Below are 16780 nucleotides of genomic sequence, written 5' to 3'. Positions count from 1 at the left end.
CCCTTATTTTACTCTTCCTCAAAATCGAATTCAAAGTCGAAATCATCCAGAAATTCCGGTTCTGTAAATTCTTCCAGACTCCGGCGGTCTTTTTTCGTTGGCCGTCCGGTACCTTTGGCACGGTTGACGAAACCGCTGACACGGCTCATCTCCAGCAGTTCATACTGTTCCGGAGTCGTTACATTCTCCATCATTTCGGCCACTAACTTTGCGCCGACACGCTTTTCGATGGGCTGCAGAACTTTGAAGGAATAGGTGACGGGGGGCTTGCGCACCTGGATGACGTCTCCCGGTTTCACCGTACGGGCAGCCTTTGCCAGTGCGCCATTGATGCTGATGCGTCCTTTTTTGCAGGCTTCGGCGGCTATGGTACGTGTCTTGAAGATGCGTACGGCCCACATCCATTTGTCAATTCTGGCTTCGTTCATTTCTTGTTATATTGATTCATGGTGATATCTATTCCCGCCAGACAGAAACTTTTGATGATTTCTCCGGCTGTTTCCAATCTCTCGCCCATTGTTTTCCAATCTTCATCGGTAAAATGTCCCAGCACATAGTCAATCTGTCCACCACGGGGAAAATCATTGCCGATGCCGAAACGCAGGCGTGCATAATTCTGAGTGCCCAATGTTGCTGCAATATGCTTAAGGCCGTTATGTCCCGCATCGCTTCCTTTACCTTTCAGGCGCAGTGTGCCGAAAGGCAGTGCCAGGTCATCTACCACTACCAACACATTCTCCAATGGAATGTTTTCTTTTTGCATCCAGTAGCGCACGGCGTTGCCGCTGAGATTCATAAAGGTGGAAGGCTTCAGCAGTAACAGTTGGCGTCCCTTGACTGACAGCGTTGTGGTGAAGCCATAACGTCCGTCGGTAAAAGTGGCACCCGCTGCTTTTGCCAGAGCATCTACTGCCATGAATCCGATGTTATGGCGGGTTTCGTGATATTCGGGGCCGATATTGCCCAATCCTACAATTAAATATTTCATAGTCTGTGCTTCCTGTTTATGAGGGTGTTAAAACTAGTATTCACCACAGATTACACAGATTTGCACAGATAGACATCTTTGATTATCGGTACATTAAATTCATTCTGTGTTAATCTGTGTAATCTGTGGTGAATTATACACTCTCGTGAGCCGTAAAAAGAACGCGGATTATCGCAACTTTCCGCGGAAATCAGTATGAAATCTGCGTTGGCTGCGTTAATCCGCGTTCCCGAATATTTAGTCTTTCTTGGAAAGAATCGATTAGTTGCCTGCAGCAGCAGCGGCACCTCTTGCAGCACGAGTCAGCTTAACGGCGCATACAACAGCTTCTTTGGCATTCAGCAATTCCAATCCTTCGTATTGCAATTCGCCAACTTTAACAGTCTTACCAAGTCCCAAGTGGGCAACGTTGATAATCAGTCTTTCAGGAATTACGTTATACAAAGCTCTTACTTTCAGCTTACGCATCTGGAGTACCAGCTTACCACCGGCCTTAACACCTTCTGCCAAACCTTCCATCTGTACCGGAACTTCCATAACGATAGGCTTAGCCTCGTCAATTTGATAGAAGTCAACGTGCAGGATAGTATCCTTTACGGGGTGGAATTGGATATCTTTCATGATAGCGTTTACTTTCTTGCCATCAATCACCAAGTCAACTACGTAGATGTGCGGAGTGTAAACCAAGTTACGCAGACCCTCTGCAGGTACAGTGAAGTGAACATTTTCACCTGCACCATAAAGTACGCAAGGTACACCGTTGTTTTTACGAATAGCTTTCAAAGCTCTTGCTTGTTCCGAAGAACGTTCTGCAATAGTTCTTGCAGTTCCTTTTACTTCAATTGATTTCATTTTAAAAATTTTTGTGTTACTCTAAATTAAGTAAATTTTTTGCTTAATTCACCATCACACGATGTGGCTTGCCACACGATGTTGCAAAAAAGCGGTGCAAAAGTACAGCTTCTTTTTGAATTATCAAAAGGTTATAACTTAAAATTCAATGTCTATCTTGATTTCTCCTTCCAATGAAGACGCTTTTTCCTCTTTCGGCAGTTCTTCTTTTCCCGTTTCGGGACTTTCAGCCTCTTCGTCAGTGGTATGTCTTGTATAGCAGCCTTGCTGTTCCTGGATGAAGCCGATGGCTTGCTGAAGTCCGTTCATGAACTTTTCAAAATCCTCTTTGTATAGAAAGATTTTGTGCTTTTCGAAACTTACCTGCGAGTCGTCTCCTTCGCCCATCACAATCTTCTTGCTTTCCGTGATGGCGAGAAACATTTCGTCTTTTCTGTTTTTCTTGACGTCTAAATAGTAGATGCGCTTACCTGCTTTGATGGATTGGGAGAATACAATCTCCTTGTCGTTCATGTCCGCTGCGTTTTTCTTCTTAAAGTCTTCCATATTATAATAGGTCTCAATTTTGATATTATCACCTTAAAACTTGTATCTCGTAGCTTTTAGCTCTTTATCGGGCTCAAAATTGACGATTTTTTTTAAACTGTCAAAAGAAAAAGACCGGATAATCAATATCTGCATTAAAAAATGTGATTTATTTATGTAAACTCATTAAAAATGCCTACTTTTGCGCCTTGTTAAAACACTAGTATTTACTTTAGAATTATGATCAACAGAGTTCTTATTCGTCTTAAGATTATACAGATTGTATATGCTTATTATCAGAATGGCAGTAAAAATTTAGACTCAGCGGAGAAAGAATTGTTCTTTAGCCTTTCAAAGGCATACGACCTCTACAACTACCTGCTGATGCTGATGATAGCTTTGACGAACTACGCACAAAAACGTATTGATGCGGCAAAAGCTAAGCTGGCTCCCACTGCCGAGGAGCTGTATCCCAACATGAAATTTGTGGAAAACAAGTTCATAGCCCAGTTGGAAGTGAACAAACAATTGACGGAATTCATTGCCAACCAAAAGCGCACGTGGGCCAATGATGAAGACTTTGTCAAGGGATTGTATGAGAAAATTGTGGAATCAGATATATATAAGGAATATATGGCTTCTTCGGACAATTCTTACGAATACGACCGTGAATTGTGGAGAAAGCTGTATAAGACTTTTGTCTTCAACAACGAAGCCTTGGACAATGTGCTCGAAGACCAGAGCCTCTACTGGAATGACGACAAGGAGATTGTGGATACTTTCGTACTGAAAACCATCAAGCGCTTTGAAGAGAAGAATGGTGCCAATCAGGAACTTCTACCAGAGTTCAAGGATGAGGAAGACCAGGAATTTGCACGCCGTTTGTTCCGCCGTGCCATCTTGAACTGTGACTATTACCGTCACCTCATCAGCGAGAATACGCGTAATTGGGACTTGGACCGTGTAGCCTTTATGGACGTTGTTATCATGCAGTGTGCCTTGGCCGAAATATTAAGTTTCCCGAACATTCCGGTGAGTGTTTCGTTGAACGAATATGTCGATATTGCCAAAGTTTACAGCACGGCCAAAAGTGGCAGCTTCGTGAACGGTACATTGGATGGAATAGTTAATCAATTAAAAAAAGAAGGTAAGTTAACGAAAAACTAATACCTTTGTTTAATAATAGAAACCAAAACTGAGTATTTATGAACTTAATGACTGTATTCTTCCTGCAGGCTCCCGCTGCAGGCCCTGCCGGTGGTGGTAGCATGATGTGGATTATGCTGATAGCCATGTTCGTTATTATGTATTTCTTTATGATTCGTCCTCAAAACAAGAAGCAAAAGGAAATAGCAAACTTCCGTAAATCGCTTCAAGTGAATCAGAAAGTAATCACAGCTGGTGGTATCCATGGTGTTATCAAGGAAATCAACGACAATGATGTGGTGCTTGAAATCGCTTCTAACGTTAAGATTCGTATAGACAAGAATTCTATTTTTGCTGCAGCTGCTGATGCGAACAGCAGTCAGGCATCTAAATAATAGAAATGTGAGCCTATGTTTGAACGTAGGAACATACAACGTACATATCTGAAGATATCAAGAGAAGTGAAGGACTTTCTGCTTAGCGATAAAAGCAGGGAGTTCTTCATTTTTTTGTTTTTTTTCTTTGTAGCCGGTGGCTTCTGGCTCTTGCAGACCTTGAACAACGACTATGAGGCGGACTTTTCTATACCGGTGCGGCTGAAGGGAGTGCCCAATAATGTGGTGATTACCTCTGAACCTGCTTCAGAACTCCGTATCAAGGTAAAGGATAAGGGAACGGTACTGCTCAACTATATGTTGGGAAAGAGCTTTTATCCCGTTATTCTCGATTATGCCGATTATAAGGGCGTGGATAATCAAGTAAGGATATATCCCTCGCAGTTTGAAAAGAAAGTGCTGAACCAGCTGAATGCCTCTACCCGCCTGCTTTCCATGAAGCCGGATACATTGGAGTACATCTATTCGACGGGAGCCTCCAAACTGGTGCCGGTGAAGCTGCGCGGCACGCTGAGTGCCGGACGTGAGTATTATCTTTCGGATACGATATTCAGTCCCGATTCCGTATTGGTGTATGCGCCGCAAGGCGTGCTGGATACGATTGCTGTTGCCTATACGCAACCGGTGAAGCTGGAAGATATATCGGATACCTTGAGGCAGCAAGTCCCCCTGCGTATCCAGAAAGGTGTGAAGTTTGTGCCTTCTTCCATTGAGATGATGCTTCCGGTGGATATTTATACGGAAAAGACAGTGGAGGTGCCGTTGCGTGGCGTTAACTTTCCTGCCGACAAGGTGCTGCGCGCTTTCCCTTCCAAGGTGCAGGTCACGTTTCAGGTTGGTCTGAGTCATTTCAGGCAGATTAACGCTGATGATTTTCATATTTACGTGTCCTATGAGGAACTGCTCCGTCTGGGTTCCGACAAGTATACGGTAAAGATTAAGAATCTGCCGAAAGGGGTGAGCCAGGTACGCTTCAATCCGGCACAAGTGGATTTTCTGATAGAGCAAGTTTCTCCTGATTATGGCGATTAAGATAGGTATAACCGGTGGTATCGGTAGCGGAAAGAGTATGGTATCCCGGCTGTTGGAAGTGCTGGGTGTTCCCGTCTATATCTCGGACTTGGAAACGAAAAGGCTGATGGCATCCGATTCATTGATCCGCGAGGAATTGTCAGCTTTGCTTGGTGCGGAAGTGTATGCCGGTGGCACGCTGAACAAGCCTTTGTTGGCGTCTTATCTTTTCGGTAGTCCGGAGCATGCCAAAGAAATCAACTGTATTGTGCATCCTCGTGTAAAGGAGGATTTCAGGCGGTGGACACAATGCCGCACCGCTTTTCCCATTGTCGGTATAGAATCGGCCATTCTGGTCGAAGCGGGGTTTGCGGGTGAAGTGGATGCTATTGTTATGGTCTATGCGCCCGAAGAGGTGCGCATTTTACGTGCCGTCCGGCGGGATGCTTCCTCGCGCGAATTGATAGAAAAGCGTATCCGTAGCCAGATGAATGACGAAGAAAAGCGTAAATATGCAGATTTTGTCATTGTAAATGATGGCGAAACCCCATTGATTCCGCAAGTTTTAGAGCTAATCGGTTCGCTATCTGAAAAAATGCACTATCTGTTACGCAAATAGGCATCTCCTTAACAATAAAAATAAGCAAGCTTATTTTGTATTGTCTTCGGCTTACATTATCTTTGCCCCCCGAAAAAAATAACTACTAATCATCAAAACAGAATATATTATGTTGAAGACTATTTTGTCCATTTCCGGTAAACCGGGATTGTATAAGCTTGTTTCTCAGGGAAAAAATATGTTGATTGTAGAGTCGCTTGCAGACAAGAAGCGTTTCCCTGCCTATGGTAATGAGAAGATTATTTCTTTGGGCGATATCGCCATGTATACAGATACGGAAGATGTTCCTTTGAAGGAAGTGTTTCTTTCCATGAAGAAAAAGGAAAATGGTGCTGCCGTAGTGCTGGATTTGAAGAAAGCTACTGCTGACGACTTGCGTGCTTACCTGGCAGAGGTATTGCCTACCTTCGATCGCGACCGCGTATATCCGTCCGACATCAAGAAATTGATTGTTTGGTATAATTTGCTGGTGGCAAGCGGTATGACGGATTTTGAAGAAACTCCTGCGGCAGAAACGAAGGAGGAAAGCAAGGCCGAGTAATCGGAGAAGGATTGAAATACAAAATAAAAGAGGCGATTCTCAATAGTCGGGAATCGCCTCTTTTATTGGGGGATACGGATTGCTTTTAATTTCTGAAAACCAGTCCGTCGTCAGTGGTACTGGCATCCACTGTAATAGGCTTGCTGCGGTCTACTTCTTGGGACAGCAGCTTCTTCGACAAGTCGTTCAGCAAATAGTGCTGTATGGCACGTTTCACCGGACGGGCGCCGAATTCAGGGTCATAACCTGCATTGGCAAGGAAGTCTATGGCAGCATTTGTCAGAACAAGTTCCACGCCGTTACCGGAAAGCATCTTCTGCACACTCTTGATTTGGAGCACCACAATTTGCTTGATTTCGGGCTCTGTCAGCGGCAGGAACATGATGGTCTCGTCGATACGGTTCAGGAATTCCGGACGGATGGTCTTTTTCAGCATATTCATCACTTCCTTCTTGGTTTCCTCTACGATTTGCTCCTTATTGCTACTGTTTAGTTTCTCCATCTGGCTTTGGATATAGCCACTGCCCATGTTGGAGGTCATGATGATAATCGTATTCTTGAAGTTGACCGTACGCCCTTTGTTGTCCGTCAGACGTCCGTCATCCAGCACTTGCAGCAAGATGTTGAATACGTCCGGATGCGCTTTCTCGATTTCGTCGAATAGGACGACAGAATACGGTTTCCGCCTTACGGCTTCTGTCAGTTGTCCACCTTCATCGTAGCCCACATATCCCGGAGGCGCTCCTACCAGACGGGAAACGCTGTGTTTCTCCTGATACTCGCTCATGTCGATACGGGTCATCATCGTCTCGTCGTCAAAGAGGAACTCCGCCAGCGCCTTTGCCAATTCCGTCTTACCTACACCGGTGGTTCCCAGGAAAAGGAATGAGCCGATAGGACGTTTCGGGTCTTGCAGTCCGGCACGGCTGCGTCGTACGGCATCGGATACGGCCTCGATGGCTTCGTCTTGCCCGATAACCCGCTGGTGCAGTTCCGCCTCCAGATGCAACAGTTTGTCCTTTTCGCTTTGCAGCATCTTGCTTACCGGTATGCCGGTCCAGCGGGATACTACGTCGGCGATGTCTTCAGCGTCCACTTCCTCTTTAATCATGGCCTTGTCGCCCTGCATCTCGTGCAGTTTTTGCTGCGTTTCTTCAATCTCCTGGTTCAGCGCTTGCAGTTTGCCGTAGCGTATTTCGGCCACCCGGCCATAGTCGCCTTCCCGTTCAGCCTTGTCGGCCTCGAACTTCAGGTTCTCTATTTCCACCTTATTCTGCTGGATTTTGTTGACAAGGGTCTTTTCACTTTGCCATTTCGCCTTGTACGAGTTTTCCTGCTCTTTCAGCTCGGCAAGTTCTTTGCCGATTTGTTCCAGTTTGGGCTTGTCGTTTTCGCGCTTGATGGCTTCACGTTCAATCTCCAGCTGCTTTATCTTACGCGAAATCTCGTCCAGCTCTTCCGGTACGGAATCGACCTCCATACGCAGCTTGGCGGCGGCTTCGTCCATCAGGTCGATAGCCTTGTCCGGCAAGAAACGGTCGGTGATGTAACGGTTGCTCAACTCTACGGCGGCGATGATGGCATCGTCTTTAATCCGTACGTGGTGATGGTTCTCATAACGTTCCTTCAGACCACGCAGAATGGAAATGGTGCTCAGTGTATCCGGTTCGTTCACCATGACAATCTGGAAGCGGCGTTCCAACGCTTTGTCCTTTTCGAAATACTTCTGATATTCATCGAGGGTAGTGGCCCCGATGCTCCTCAGTTCACCGCGTGCCAGGGCGGGTTTCAGGATGTTGGCGGCATCCATGGCGCCTTCCCCCTTGCCGGCACCCACCAGGGTATGGATTTCATCAATGAAGAGGATAATGTCTCCTTCCGACTTCTTAACTTCGTTGATAACGGCCTTCAGACGTTCTTCAAATTCGCCTTTGTACTTGGCGCCGGCCACCAGTGCACCCATATCCAGGGAGTAGACTTGTTTGTTCTTCAAGTTCTCGGGGACGTCTCCACGCAAGATACGGTGGGCAAGTCCCTCTACGATAGCTGTTTTACCGGTACCCGGTTCACCGATAAGAATCGGGTTGTTCTTGGTACGTCGGCTCAGAATCTGCAGGACACGCCGTATCTCTTCGTCACGGCCGATGACGGGATCCAGTTTGCCGCTGCGGGCTGCTTCGTTCAGATTGATGGCATACTTTTCCAATGACTGGTAAGTGTCTTCGCTGGATTGTGAAGTTACTTTTTCTCCTTTTCGCAGTTCGTTGATGGCTTCCCGCAGTTCGCGTTCCGTCATCCCGGCATCTTTCAGAATGGTGGATGCAGTGCTTTTCACATTCAGCAAAGCCAGCAGTACCGGTTCCAGGGAGACGAATTCATCACCCATTTCCTTGGAATATTGGGTGGCCTTCTGGAACACTTCGTTCGTTTCACGGCTCAGGTATGGCTCTCCGCCGGATACCTTGGGCAGAGAATCAATTTGCTTGTCCAGTACAAGTGCTATCTGCTGACCGTTCATGCCCAGCTTCTGGAAGATGAAGTTGGTGACATTTTCACCTACTTTCATCACGCTTTGAAGTACATGCACGGGCTCGATGGCCTGCTGTCCACGGCTTTGTACCAGGTTCACAGCCTCCTGCACTGCTTCTTGCGCTTTAATGGTAAAGTTGTTAAAGTTCATATTTTGTTCTCCTTTCTATTTTATCAGTTTCATAACACTTGGGAAGGCGCAAAAGATTTGCCATTGGCACATTTCGGACAAATTGTCTGCATATAAAATATGTAAAATGACAAATTGTCTGTAAATCAGTCGTTTTGTTTCTTTCTACTTCTTTAGATAAGAAGTTGGAGCAAAGTTCCTTTTCGTATTAAACTCTATTGGTTAAAGAGAAGGGCAAATAAGGATGTCATGCATGAGATGTGCATCTCATGTAGTACGAGGTGTACATCTCATGTAGTACGAGATGCACATCTTATGTAGTGAGGGCCTATATGTTTTAGTAGCTAAGTCTTCGTGTTCCAGCTCCAAGGTTTCCGTGTTGCGGGGGAAGGATATTCTCTTTCCGCTTCGGAGATATAGATTAATTGCTTGGGATGATACAAGTTATTGATAAATTTGTCGTACTTTTACTGCTTCAAAGTTTTGTGCTTTCTGTGTGGTAGGTTTTCGGAGCTCCGCTTGCAGAGGAGCATTATGTATAATTACGTATTAAAATAGAAGATAATGGAGGATAAGATAAAGTTTCCGGCAAATGTGATATTGATAGATGTTGCATTTCTGAATGAAGTGGTATATGGTGCAAAGAACTTTTTGGAAGGTAAGTTGGGGCGGAAGCTACCCGATGTTGACCTGCCGGCATGGTTGAGCTATCTGGCATTGGACGCCGGCTTGAGAGAACAAGAAAATGAGGTGGAAGTGTTGCTGGTGCATACTCCGGCAGCGGACGTGCTGAAGTGTTGTGAACCATCCGATGTGAATAAACTGAATCACCAGGCATGCCGTACGCCGCTGGGCGAATTTGCATTTTCTTCCGTCACCTCTTCCGGTTTAGTCTCTACCGAAGAGCTGTTTCTTGACCTGATGAACCTGGCGCTTGATTCTGCAGATGTGAAGTGTTTGATGTTGTTGCCTTTCCATCAGGTATATGGTAATGGAGTGGAGGAGAAGCTGGCGGGTTTCTTCAAAGACAAGAATGAAGAAGAACGGGGCAAAGCTGTGTACTTCATTACGGAGGAACCTCTGAGCCCGGTGTATTGCCGCCTGGAGCCGGTGTTTTATTCTTTGGCGCATGCTTTCGGCATCAAGTCTGACGAGTTATAAGATATAAGAAGTATATGAGTGATTTCCGTTTAAAAGTGTTTCAGTCTGTTGCCAAGAACTTGAGTTTTACAAAGGCTTCGCAAGAGTTGTTTGTAAGTCAGCCGGCTATAACCAAGCATATCCAGGAGCTGGAGGCCACTTATCAGACGAGGCTTTTCGACCGGCAGGGAAGTAAAATCAGTTTGACCGAGTCAGGCCGGCTGCTTTTGGAGCATTGCGAACGGATATTGGAGGACTATAAACGGCTGGAATATGAAATGCACTTGTTGCATAACGAATATATTGGCGAACTCAAGTTGGGAGCCAGCACTACCATTGCGCAGTATGTGCTTCCTCCGTTGCTGGGCAGTTTTATCGGCAAGTTTCCGCAGGTCAGCTTGTCCTTGCTCAATGGAAACTCCCGGGAAATAGAAGCCGCTTTGCAGGAACACCGCATTGACTTGGGATTGGTGGAAGGGGTTTTCCGCCTTCCTAATCTGAAGTACACTACTTTTCTTGAGGATGAACTGGTAGCGGTAGTCCATTCCAAAAGCCGTTTGCAGTTGCCCGAAGAGATTACTCCCCAGGATTTGCCCGCTATTCCTTTAGTGCTCCGTGAGCGCGGTTCGGGTACGCTGGACGTGATAGAACGCTCGCTCCAGAAGCACGGCGTCAAGCTTGCCTCACTCCATGTACTGATGTACCTGGGTAGTACCGAAAGCATCAAGCTCTTTCTTGAAAACTCCGATTGCATGGGAATCGTGTCTATCCGTTCCATCTGCAAGGAACTGGCTGCAGGCACTTTCCGCGTGGTCGAGATAAAGGATATGCCCATGCTTCGCGACTTCTGCTTTGTCCAGTTGCAAGGGCAGGAAGTAGGATTGTCACAAGCCTTTATGAACTATATGTTTATGTCCCGATAACAATAAGTTATAGTCTATAAGTAGAAACGATTGGCGGGTGTACTAAAATAGAACTACCTTTGCACCCGGAAAATTAAGGAATAAACATTAGTAATAATAGTAAAATAAACAGTATGGCTTCAAATCGAGTTTTGGCTAAAAGCATTAATATGCCTTTTCTTCAAAGTAATAATAAATTTATTTATGTATCTCTTCTGGTTGTCCTCTCCTTCTTTCTACTGCTGGATTATGTGCCCGGTATGCATGCCTATTCGGCGTGGGTCACTCCACCGTTGGCGTTGTTCTTGGGGTTGGCCTTTGCATTGCTGTGTGGGCAGGCACATCCGAAGTTCAATAAGAAGACTTCAAAGTATCTATTGCAATACTCTGTTGTAGGGTTAGGATTTGGAATGAATCTGCAGGCTTCCCTGGCTTCGGGCAAGGAGGGAATGGAGTTCACGATTATTTCTGTAGTGGGGACATTGCTCATAGGCTGTCTCATAGGGCGTAAGTTCCTGAAAGTGGACCGTGACACTTCCTATCTTATCAGTTCCGGTACGGCTATCTGCGGAGGCAGTGCCATTGCGGCTGTGGGGCCGGTGTTGAAGGCAAAGGATAGCGAGATGTCTGTGGCATTGGGCACCATCTTTATATTGAATGCCATTGCATTGTTTGTTTTCCCGGTGATAGGCCACGCTTTGAACATGAGCCAGCATGAGTTCGGCACATGGGCGGCCATTGCCATACATGATACGAGTTCGGTAGTGGGGGCAGGTGCCGCATATGGCGAGGAGGCCCTGAAGGTGGCAACGACTATAAAGCTGACACGTGCCTTATGGATTATTCCTTTGGCTCTGGTAACTTCGTTCATCTTTAAGAGTAAGGGACAGAAAATCAGTATTCCCTGGTTCATCTTCTTCTTTGTGCTGGCTATGATTTTCAATACTTATGTGCTGGGGACTACCGAAACGGGTGCCATGATTGGGGAGGGAATCAATTCTTTGGCCCGCAAGACACTGACTATCACTCTGTTCTTTATCGGTGCCTCTCTGTCACGTGATGTACTGAAGGCAGTAGGCATCAAGCCCTTGATACAAGGCACCTTGTTGTGGATAGTGATTAGTGTGAGCACGTTGGCATATATCTACTTGTTCTGATTGCATCGGTCTGGCAGTTCTTGAAGTATAACTTCCGGTTGAAGAAGTCGGTAGGATTTTTGCAACGTATTTCTTTCCTCATTGGATATATAGACGAATACACATCTCGGGATAACCGGGGTGTGTATTTCTTTTAATATCCTTCCCCATTGACGCCGGACCGGAGCAAGTGGAAGCCAAGTTATGATACCTTTTGCTTCCAGCATTGCTTTTGTCCTCGGTTCGGCGTGCTGACCAGTTAATACAATGTTCCAGAAATGTGGTTCTTTCAGCTGTTTTTTTATATCTTGAGAAGTCATAGTTAGTTCACTTTTTTGATGATAAAGTCGAAAGAGGTGAAGAATTGAGGGTGCTTACCGATAGATATGGGAAGAATAATGGTAATGGAGGAATTCCTCCCTTTCCTAATCTCTTTCTTGTTGTATATTCGAGAGTTTGCTTTATTTGCCGTATAAGTTGTCACGCCAATCTTTTGGCTTGTTTCTGCTTGACTTTTTATAATTGCAAAGGGAGTTTCCGCTTCTGCCAGTATGGGGTATTTGACTTCTGAGGTTCTTCCGTCCACAATGAATTGCATATTTTCCCAGTTTATTCGGATATCTTCTGAAGAGTTGTTGCGAATTATAATTTCCCATTGGGAGTCGTTTGGAATAAACTTATAAGTAACCCCATCTTTTGTATACTCTAATTTCCCTTTTTGGTTCTCCAGCCATTTAAAGGATACTTGGCATCCCGCATCAACGTATTGTGCAGATAAAGTGGTTGGAAATAGGAGAAACAGCAAAATGGCCAGCTTATTTTTCTTCTTATATTTCCGGTAGTCATTGTATATCCATAGCATAATAAAAATAATGCCGATAGGGATGGCTATGAGAATACATGTCAGTAAATTCATGATAGCAGATATTATTTGTTTGTTTATATGAATATGTTGCAAAAGTATCATAAAATATTTGATAAAACAAACGAATTATGAATAAAAAGAACGATACATACAGACAAATTGGTATTGGTGTTCCTTATAATATGAATGATTAATTTGTACCTTCATATAAATGGAAAAAAGTAATATATACATCGGAGAGATAATCAAGAACGTGATGCTTGAACAGCAGGTTACCAAGGCGGAACTTGCACGAAGACTGAAAGTTAAGCCTCAAAGTGTAGACTATATGCTTACGAGAAAAAGTATTGATACGGATACGTTGTATAATGTCTCACGTGCCTTGAACTACGATTTTGCTTTGTTGTATTCCATTCATAAGGAACAGATAAATTATGATACGTTAGAGCAGGAATACAGACTCTCCACAGCGAAGGTGTTGGTGGAGCTTGAGCTGAAGCCTGAAGACATTGCAAAATTGAATCTTAAAAAGCGGATTGCTGATGTCTTGAAATAAACGCACTCTTGGGCTGGTGCTATTGGTGTTTTCATTTTTTTTCCATTTTTTCTTCCTGGCCGTGTAACAAAATCCTTTCCTCCTACGTCTGAAGGGTATAAACAGGAATCTACTATTGATAAATAGCCCATGGACGCTGAAAGTTTTAAAAAAGAGTTTCTGCCATATCATCGCAAGTTGTACTGCATAGCTTATAGACTATTGGAGAATGCTGCCGATGCTGAAGATTTGGTGCAGGAAGCTTATCTGAAGTTGTGGGACAAGCGGGAAGGACTGGCCATTATCAGTAATCCGGAAGCATTCAGCGTTACTCTGGTGAAAAATATGTGCTTTGATTTGCTTCGTTCGGGAAAGTATACTTTGAGCAGACAGAGTGTGGAGTTGGCCGAAGTGCATAATATGTCTCAAGCAGATAACTTTGAAGTGAGGGATGAAGCGCAGCAGGTAAGGCACATCATTGCCCATCTGCCGGTGCAACAGCAGAAAATAGTAACGTTGCGTGATGTCAAGGGATGTTCTTATGAAGAGATAGAGCAGGTCACGGGATTGAATGCTACCAATGTCCGTGTACTGTTGTCCCGGGCAAGAAAAAAGATACGTGAGGAATTTAATAAATGGAGTAACTATGAAAGTCGAGGAAATTGAAAGGCTGCTCGCCGAATTTTATGAAGGGAATACCAACGAGCAGGAAGAAGAGTTGTTGAAGGAAGCTTTCAGAACCGAAGAAGTGCCCGAGCACTTGCAGAAGGACAAGAAACTCTTTCTCAGCTTTTTTCCCGGGGAAGTGGTGGATAATGTTCCCGCCGGATTGGAGGATAAACTGAGCCGGATGATTGATGAAAAGGCTGAAGAGGAACAACGTTTTTTCCACCGGAACAAGGCCAAACGTAATTGGCGCTGGATAGGAGGTATTGCTGCCACCATTCTGGTTCTTGTAGGTGTAGGTTATGGCATTACGAACATGGGAGAGGATATGCGTCCTCCTACACCTCAGGACACTTTCTCTGATCCGGAAGCTGCTTATAAGGCATTGCAGGCCACTTTAATCGAGGTGTCTGCGAATCTGAACAAGGGAATTGAACAGATAGAGGAAACGCGGATAGACGTAACGAAGGTGAACCAGGAAGTAAGAAAAGAAATTCAACAATAATCTGATATGAAAACAATGAAAATGATTTTGGCAGGTGTACTGCTGATGTTGCCTTTGCTTTGCCAGGCACAGAAGAACCTATTCAACAAGTATGGAGATATGAAAGGCGTGTCGTCCGTCTACATATCCAAGGCAATGATAGAAACGAATCCCAACTTGTTTACTAAAGATGTTTATATTGGGAAAGTGTCCGGACAGTTGAACTCTGTGCAGGTACTTTCTACAATGGATAATAATGTAAAGAAAGAAATGCGTAAGGATCTTCGTTCTTTGGTGCAGTCTTCCAGATATGAATTGCTGATGAAGCAGAAGGGAACAGTCTCCAGTTCTGAATTCTACATGAGCCGTAAAGGGGAAAAGGTGAAGGAGCTGATTATGATTGTAGATGGTGCAGCTACTCTGAAATTTGTTTATTTGGAAGGTGATATGACTTTGAAGGATATACAGAATATCATGATGTATCAGAATACCAGCTGGAATGGTAACAATGTGAATATACAGCTTCCGGATATAAACTGGGCTGAGATAGAGAAGCTGAAGAACCGCGATTGGCTTGGAGAATTGAAGCATTCGCAAGAACTGGCATTGAAAGGGCTGGAAAATGTAGCCAAGCTGAAAGACAACAAGTATCTGAAAGAACAAATGGATACCGATACATGGAAACGTTTTGAAAAAAGTATGGAGGCTTTGGAAGAACGTTTGGAAAAGATGGAATAGGAAGCGGTAACCTTTTAGGGAAACTTGCCAATAGAATGTTTTGTTTTTCTATTGGCAAGTTTTTTTGTTATTTGTCTTTTCTCAATTCTGCAAAGATAAGCCCTTCCAGCTCTTCTGCCAGTTCCGGATTGTCAAGGATGACCTGCTTGGCGGCGTCGCGTCCCTGGGCAATTTTCGTCTCGTTATAGCTGAACCATGAGCCGCTTTTCTTGATGATGCCAAGCTCTGCACCCAAGTCAATGATTTCGCCTGCACGGGAGATGCCTTCACCGAACATGATGTCGAATTCCGCTCTACGGAAAGGAGGAGCTACCTTGTTCTTCACAACTTTCACTTTGGTCTGCTTGCCGATTACTTCATCGCCGTTCTTGATGGCTTGGCTTCCACGGATGTCAAGACGTACGGAGGCATAGAACTTCAGTGCATTACCGCCGGTAGTTGTTTCGGGATTGCCGAACATGACACCGATTTTTTCGCGCAACTGGTTGATGAAGATACAAGTGGTGCGTGTTTTGCTGACAGCTGCCGTCAGTTTACGCAAGGCTTGTGACATGAGCCGGGCTTGCAGACCTACTTTGTTGTCACCCATATCGCCTTCAATTTCAGCTTTCGGGGTCAATGCAGCCACAGAGTCCACTACAATGATGTCAATAGCGGAGGAACGGATCAGTTGCTCTGCGATTTCCAGTGCTTGTTCGCCATTGTCCGGCTGTGATATCAGCAGATTGTCCACATCCACACCCAGTTTTGCTGCATAGAAGCGGTCGAAAGCATGTTCTGCATCAATGAATGCGGCAATGCCTCCTGCCTTTTGCGCTTCAGCGATGGCATGAATGGCAAGGGTTGTCTTACCGGAAGATTCCGGGCCGTAAATCTCGATGATACGTCCGCGGGGATATCCTCCCACACCAAGAGCCACATTGAGGCCGATGGAACCTGTGGGAATAACTTCTACTTGTTCGACGCTTTCGTCGCCCATTTTCATGATAGAGCCTTTACCAAAGCTCTTTTCTATCTTGTCCATGGCAGCCTGCAAGGCTTTCAGTTTTTCGCCCGATGCCAGATTGCTGCCATTTTCAAAATTCAGTTCGTCTTTTTTTGCCACGTTGTTAATGTTTAATGATTATAAAATTTGTGCCGCATGGTCTTTGGTCTTCACTTCTTTCGGAGTGATGATACGCTCTACAATACCTTCTTCATTAATGATGAAAGTTGTGCGGAACGTTCCCATATATTTGCGGCCATACATGCTTTTTTCGCCCCATACTCCGAATTGTTCTACCAGCTTCTTGTCGGTGTCTGCAATCAGGGTAAAAGGCAGATTGTTTTTCTCAATAAATTTCTGGTGTGACTTTTCGCTGTCCACACTGACGCCGATGACTTCATAACCGGCTTTGCGCAGGTCGGCATAATTATCCCGCAGGTTGCAGGCTTGTGCCGTGCAGCCGGATGTCATGTCTTTGGGGTAGAAGTAAAGTACAATCTTCTTTCCCTTATAGTCGCTCAAGCGGATTTCTACACCTTTTTCGTTGATACCCAATACTTCGGGTGCTTTATCTCCTATATTCACTTTGTTAA

The 16780-nt window shown here is 44.9% G+C and carries 20 protein-coding genes; 12 read left to right on the top strand and 8 right to left on the bottom strand.

All coding sequences use genetic code 11. From position 1 onward, the window contains the following. Positions 1 to 8: 8 nt before the first annotated feature. From DWZ03_RS06100 to DWZ03_RS06085, 4 genes are all read right to left on the bottom strand, one after another. A complete protein-coding gene (locus DWZ03_RS06100; protein WP_005831803.1) occupies positions 9 to 428 on the bottom strand; it encodes an RNA-binding S4 domain-containing protein in 420 nt (139 codons plus the stop codon). Then, a complete protein-coding gene (gene pth / locus DWZ03_RS06095; RefSeq protein WP_022401979.1) occupies positions 425 to 988 on the bottom strand; it encodes an aminoacyl-tRNA hydrolase in 564 nt (187 codons plus the stop codon). The genes DWZ03_RS06100 and pth overlap by 4 nt, the downstream gene beginning before the upstream one ends. A 261-nt stretch (positions 989 to 1249) precedes the next feature. Then, positions 1250 to 1840, bottom strand: a complete 591-nt coding sequence (locus DWZ03_RS06090) for a 50S ribosomal protein L25/general stress protein Ctc (RefSeq protein ID WP_005831799.1) — start codon at positions 1838 to 1840, stop codon at positions 1250 to 1252. A gap of 138 nt (positions 1841 to 1978) precedes the next feature. Further along, positions 1979 to 2386, bottom strand: coding sequence for a PUR family DNA/RNA-binding protein (locus DWZ03_RS06085; RefSeq protein WP_005831798.1), 408 nt, complete (start codon positions 2384 to 2386; stop codon positions 1979 to 1981). A 219-nt stretch (positions 2387 to 2605) separates the two neighbouring features. Between DWZ03_RS06085 and nusB the strand changes: the two genes are divergently transcribed. The 5 genes from nusB (at position 2606) to DWZ03_RS06060 (ending at position 6077) form a co-directional block, all read left to right on the top strand. Continuing rightward, a complete protein-coding gene (nusB, locus tag DWZ03_RS06080) occupies positions 2606 to 3532 on the top strand; it encodes a transcription antitermination factor NusB (protein ID WP_005831796.1) in 927 nt (308 codons plus the stop codon). Positions 3533 to 3570: 38 nt separating this feature from the next. After that, on the top strand, positions 3571 to 3906 hold the full coding sequence (gene yajC / locus DWZ03_RS06075; protein WP_005831794.1) for a preprotein translocase subunit YajC: 336 nt from the start codon (positions 3571 to 3573) through the stop codon (positions 3904 to 3906). Between the two features lie 15 nt (positions 3907 to 3921). Beyond that, entirely contained in the window at positions 3922 to 4938 is a 1017-nt protein-coding gene (locus DWZ03_RS06070; protein ID WP_005831792.1) for a YbbR-like domain-containing protein, read from the top strand. Next, on the top strand, positions 4928 to 5536 hold the full coding sequence (gene coaE / locus DWZ03_RS06065; protein WP_044469102.1) for a dephospho-CoA kinase: 609 nt from the start codon (positions 4928 to 4930) through the stop codon (positions 5534 to 5536). Before DWZ03_RS06070 ends, coaE begins: the two co-directional genes overlap by 11 nt. 109 nt (positions 5537 to 5645) lie before the next feature. Then, on the top strand, positions 5646 to 6077 hold the full coding sequence (locus DWZ03_RS06060) for a DUF5606 domain-containing protein (protein ID WP_005832700.1): 432 nt from the start codon (positions 5646 to 5648) through the stop codon (positions 6075 to 6077). Positions 6078 to 6162: 85 nt separating this feature from the next. Here DWZ03_RS06060 and clpB read toward each other — a convergent pair whose 3' ends face one another. Continuing rightward, complete coding sequence (gene clpB / locus DWZ03_RS06055; RefSeq protein ID WP_057281688.1) at positions 6163 to 8757, bottom strand: ATP-dependent chaperone ClpB; 2595 nt, start codon at positions 8755 to 8757, stop codon at positions 6163 to 6165. Between the two features lie 543 nt (positions 8758 to 9300). Between clpB and DWZ03_RS06050 the strand changes: the two genes are divergently transcribed. The 3 genes from DWZ03_RS06050 to DWZ03_RS06040 all read left to right on the top strand — a co-directional run bounded on the left by DWZ03_RS06050 (position 9301) and on the right by DWZ03_RS06040 (position 11935). Beyond that, complete coding sequence (locus tag DWZ03_RS06050; RefSeq protein ID WP_025836268.1) at positions 9301 to 9897, top strand: DUF6621 family protein; 597 nt, start codon at positions 9301 to 9303, stop codon at positions 9895 to 9897. A 14-nt stretch (positions 9898 to 9911) separates the two neighbouring features. Continuing rightward, complete coding sequence (locus DWZ03_RS06045) at positions 9912 to 10799, top strand: LysR family transcriptional regulator (RefSeq protein ID WP_061411723.1); 888 nt, start codon at positions 9912 to 9914, stop codon at positions 10797 to 10799. Between the two features lie 113 nt (positions 10800 to 10912). Continuing rightward, on the top strand, positions 10913 to 11935 hold the full coding sequence (locus DWZ03_RS06040; protein ID WP_061411725.1) for a YeiH family protein: 1023 nt from the start codon (positions 10913 to 10915) through the stop codon (positions 11933 to 11935). A 301-nt stretch (positions 11936 to 12236) separates the two neighbouring features. Here DWZ03_RS06040 and DWZ03_RS06030 read toward each other — a convergent pair whose 3' ends face one another. After that, a complete protein-coding gene (locus DWZ03_RS06030; RefSeq protein WP_009038128.1) occupies positions 12237 to 12830 on the bottom strand; it encodes a hypothetical protein in 594 nt (197 codons plus the stop codon). Positions 12831 to 12990: 160 nt separating this feature from the next. Between DWZ03_RS06030 and DWZ03_RS06025 the strand changes: the two genes are divergently transcribed. The 4 genes from DWZ03_RS06025 to DWZ03_RS06010 all read left to right on the top strand — a co-directional run bounded on the left by DWZ03_RS06025 (position 12991) and on the right by DWZ03_RS06010 (position 15202). Next, positions 12991 to 13335: a helix-turn-helix domain-containing protein gene (locus tag DWZ03_RS06025; protein WP_005831772.1), complete on the top strand. Its 345-nt coding sequence runs from the start codon at positions 12991 to 12993 to the stop codon at positions 13333 to 13335. 129 nt (positions 13336 to 13464) lie between these two features. Beyond that, entirely contained in the window at positions 13465 to 13980 is a 516-nt protein-coding gene (locus tag DWZ03_RS06020) for an RNA polymerase sigma factor (protein ID WP_022401984.1), read from the top strand. Then, the gene (locus tag DWZ03_RS06015; protein ID WP_005832693.1) at positions 13961 to 14485 is read left to right on the top strand and encodes a hypothetical protein; all 525 of its coding nucleotides are present in this window, start codon (positions 13961 to 13963) and stop codon (positions 14483 to 14485) included. Before DWZ03_RS06020 ends, DWZ03_RS06015 begins: the two co-directional genes overlap by 20 nt. 6 nt (positions 14486 to 14491) lie before the next feature. Next, the gene (locus tag DWZ03_RS06010) at positions 14492 to 15202 is read left to right on the top strand and encodes a DUF4252 domain-containing protein (RefSeq protein WP_005832692.1); all 711 of its coding nucleotides are present in this window, start codon (positions 14492 to 14494) and stop codon (positions 15200 to 15202) included. Positions 15203 to 15269: 67 nt separating this feature from the next. On the opposite strand, the gene recA is transcribed toward DWZ03_RS06010, so the two are convergent. Both recA and bcp read right to left on the bottom strand, forming a co-directional pair. Beyond that, entirely contained in the window at positions 15270 to 16307 is a 1038-nt protein-coding gene (recA, locus tag DWZ03_RS06005) for a recombinase RecA (RefSeq protein ID WP_005831765.1), read from the bottom strand. Between the two features lie 18 nt (positions 16308 to 16325). Continuing rightward, the gene (gene bcp, locus DWZ03_RS06000; protein ID WP_005831763.1) at positions 16326 to 16772 is read right to left on the bottom strand and encodes a thioredoxin-dependent thiol peroxidase; all 447 of its coding nucleotides are present in this window, start codon (positions 16770 to 16772) and stop codon (positions 16326 to 16328) included. Positions 16773 to 16780: the final 8 nt, after the last annotated feature.

The organism is Bacteroides sp. AF29-11 (assembly GCF_003602895.1).
GTDB lineage: Bacteria > Bacteroidota > Bacteroidia > Bacteroidales > Bacteroidaceae > Bacteroides > Bacteroides uniformis.
This window is presented reverse-complemented; position numbering and strand designations above follow the sequence as displayed.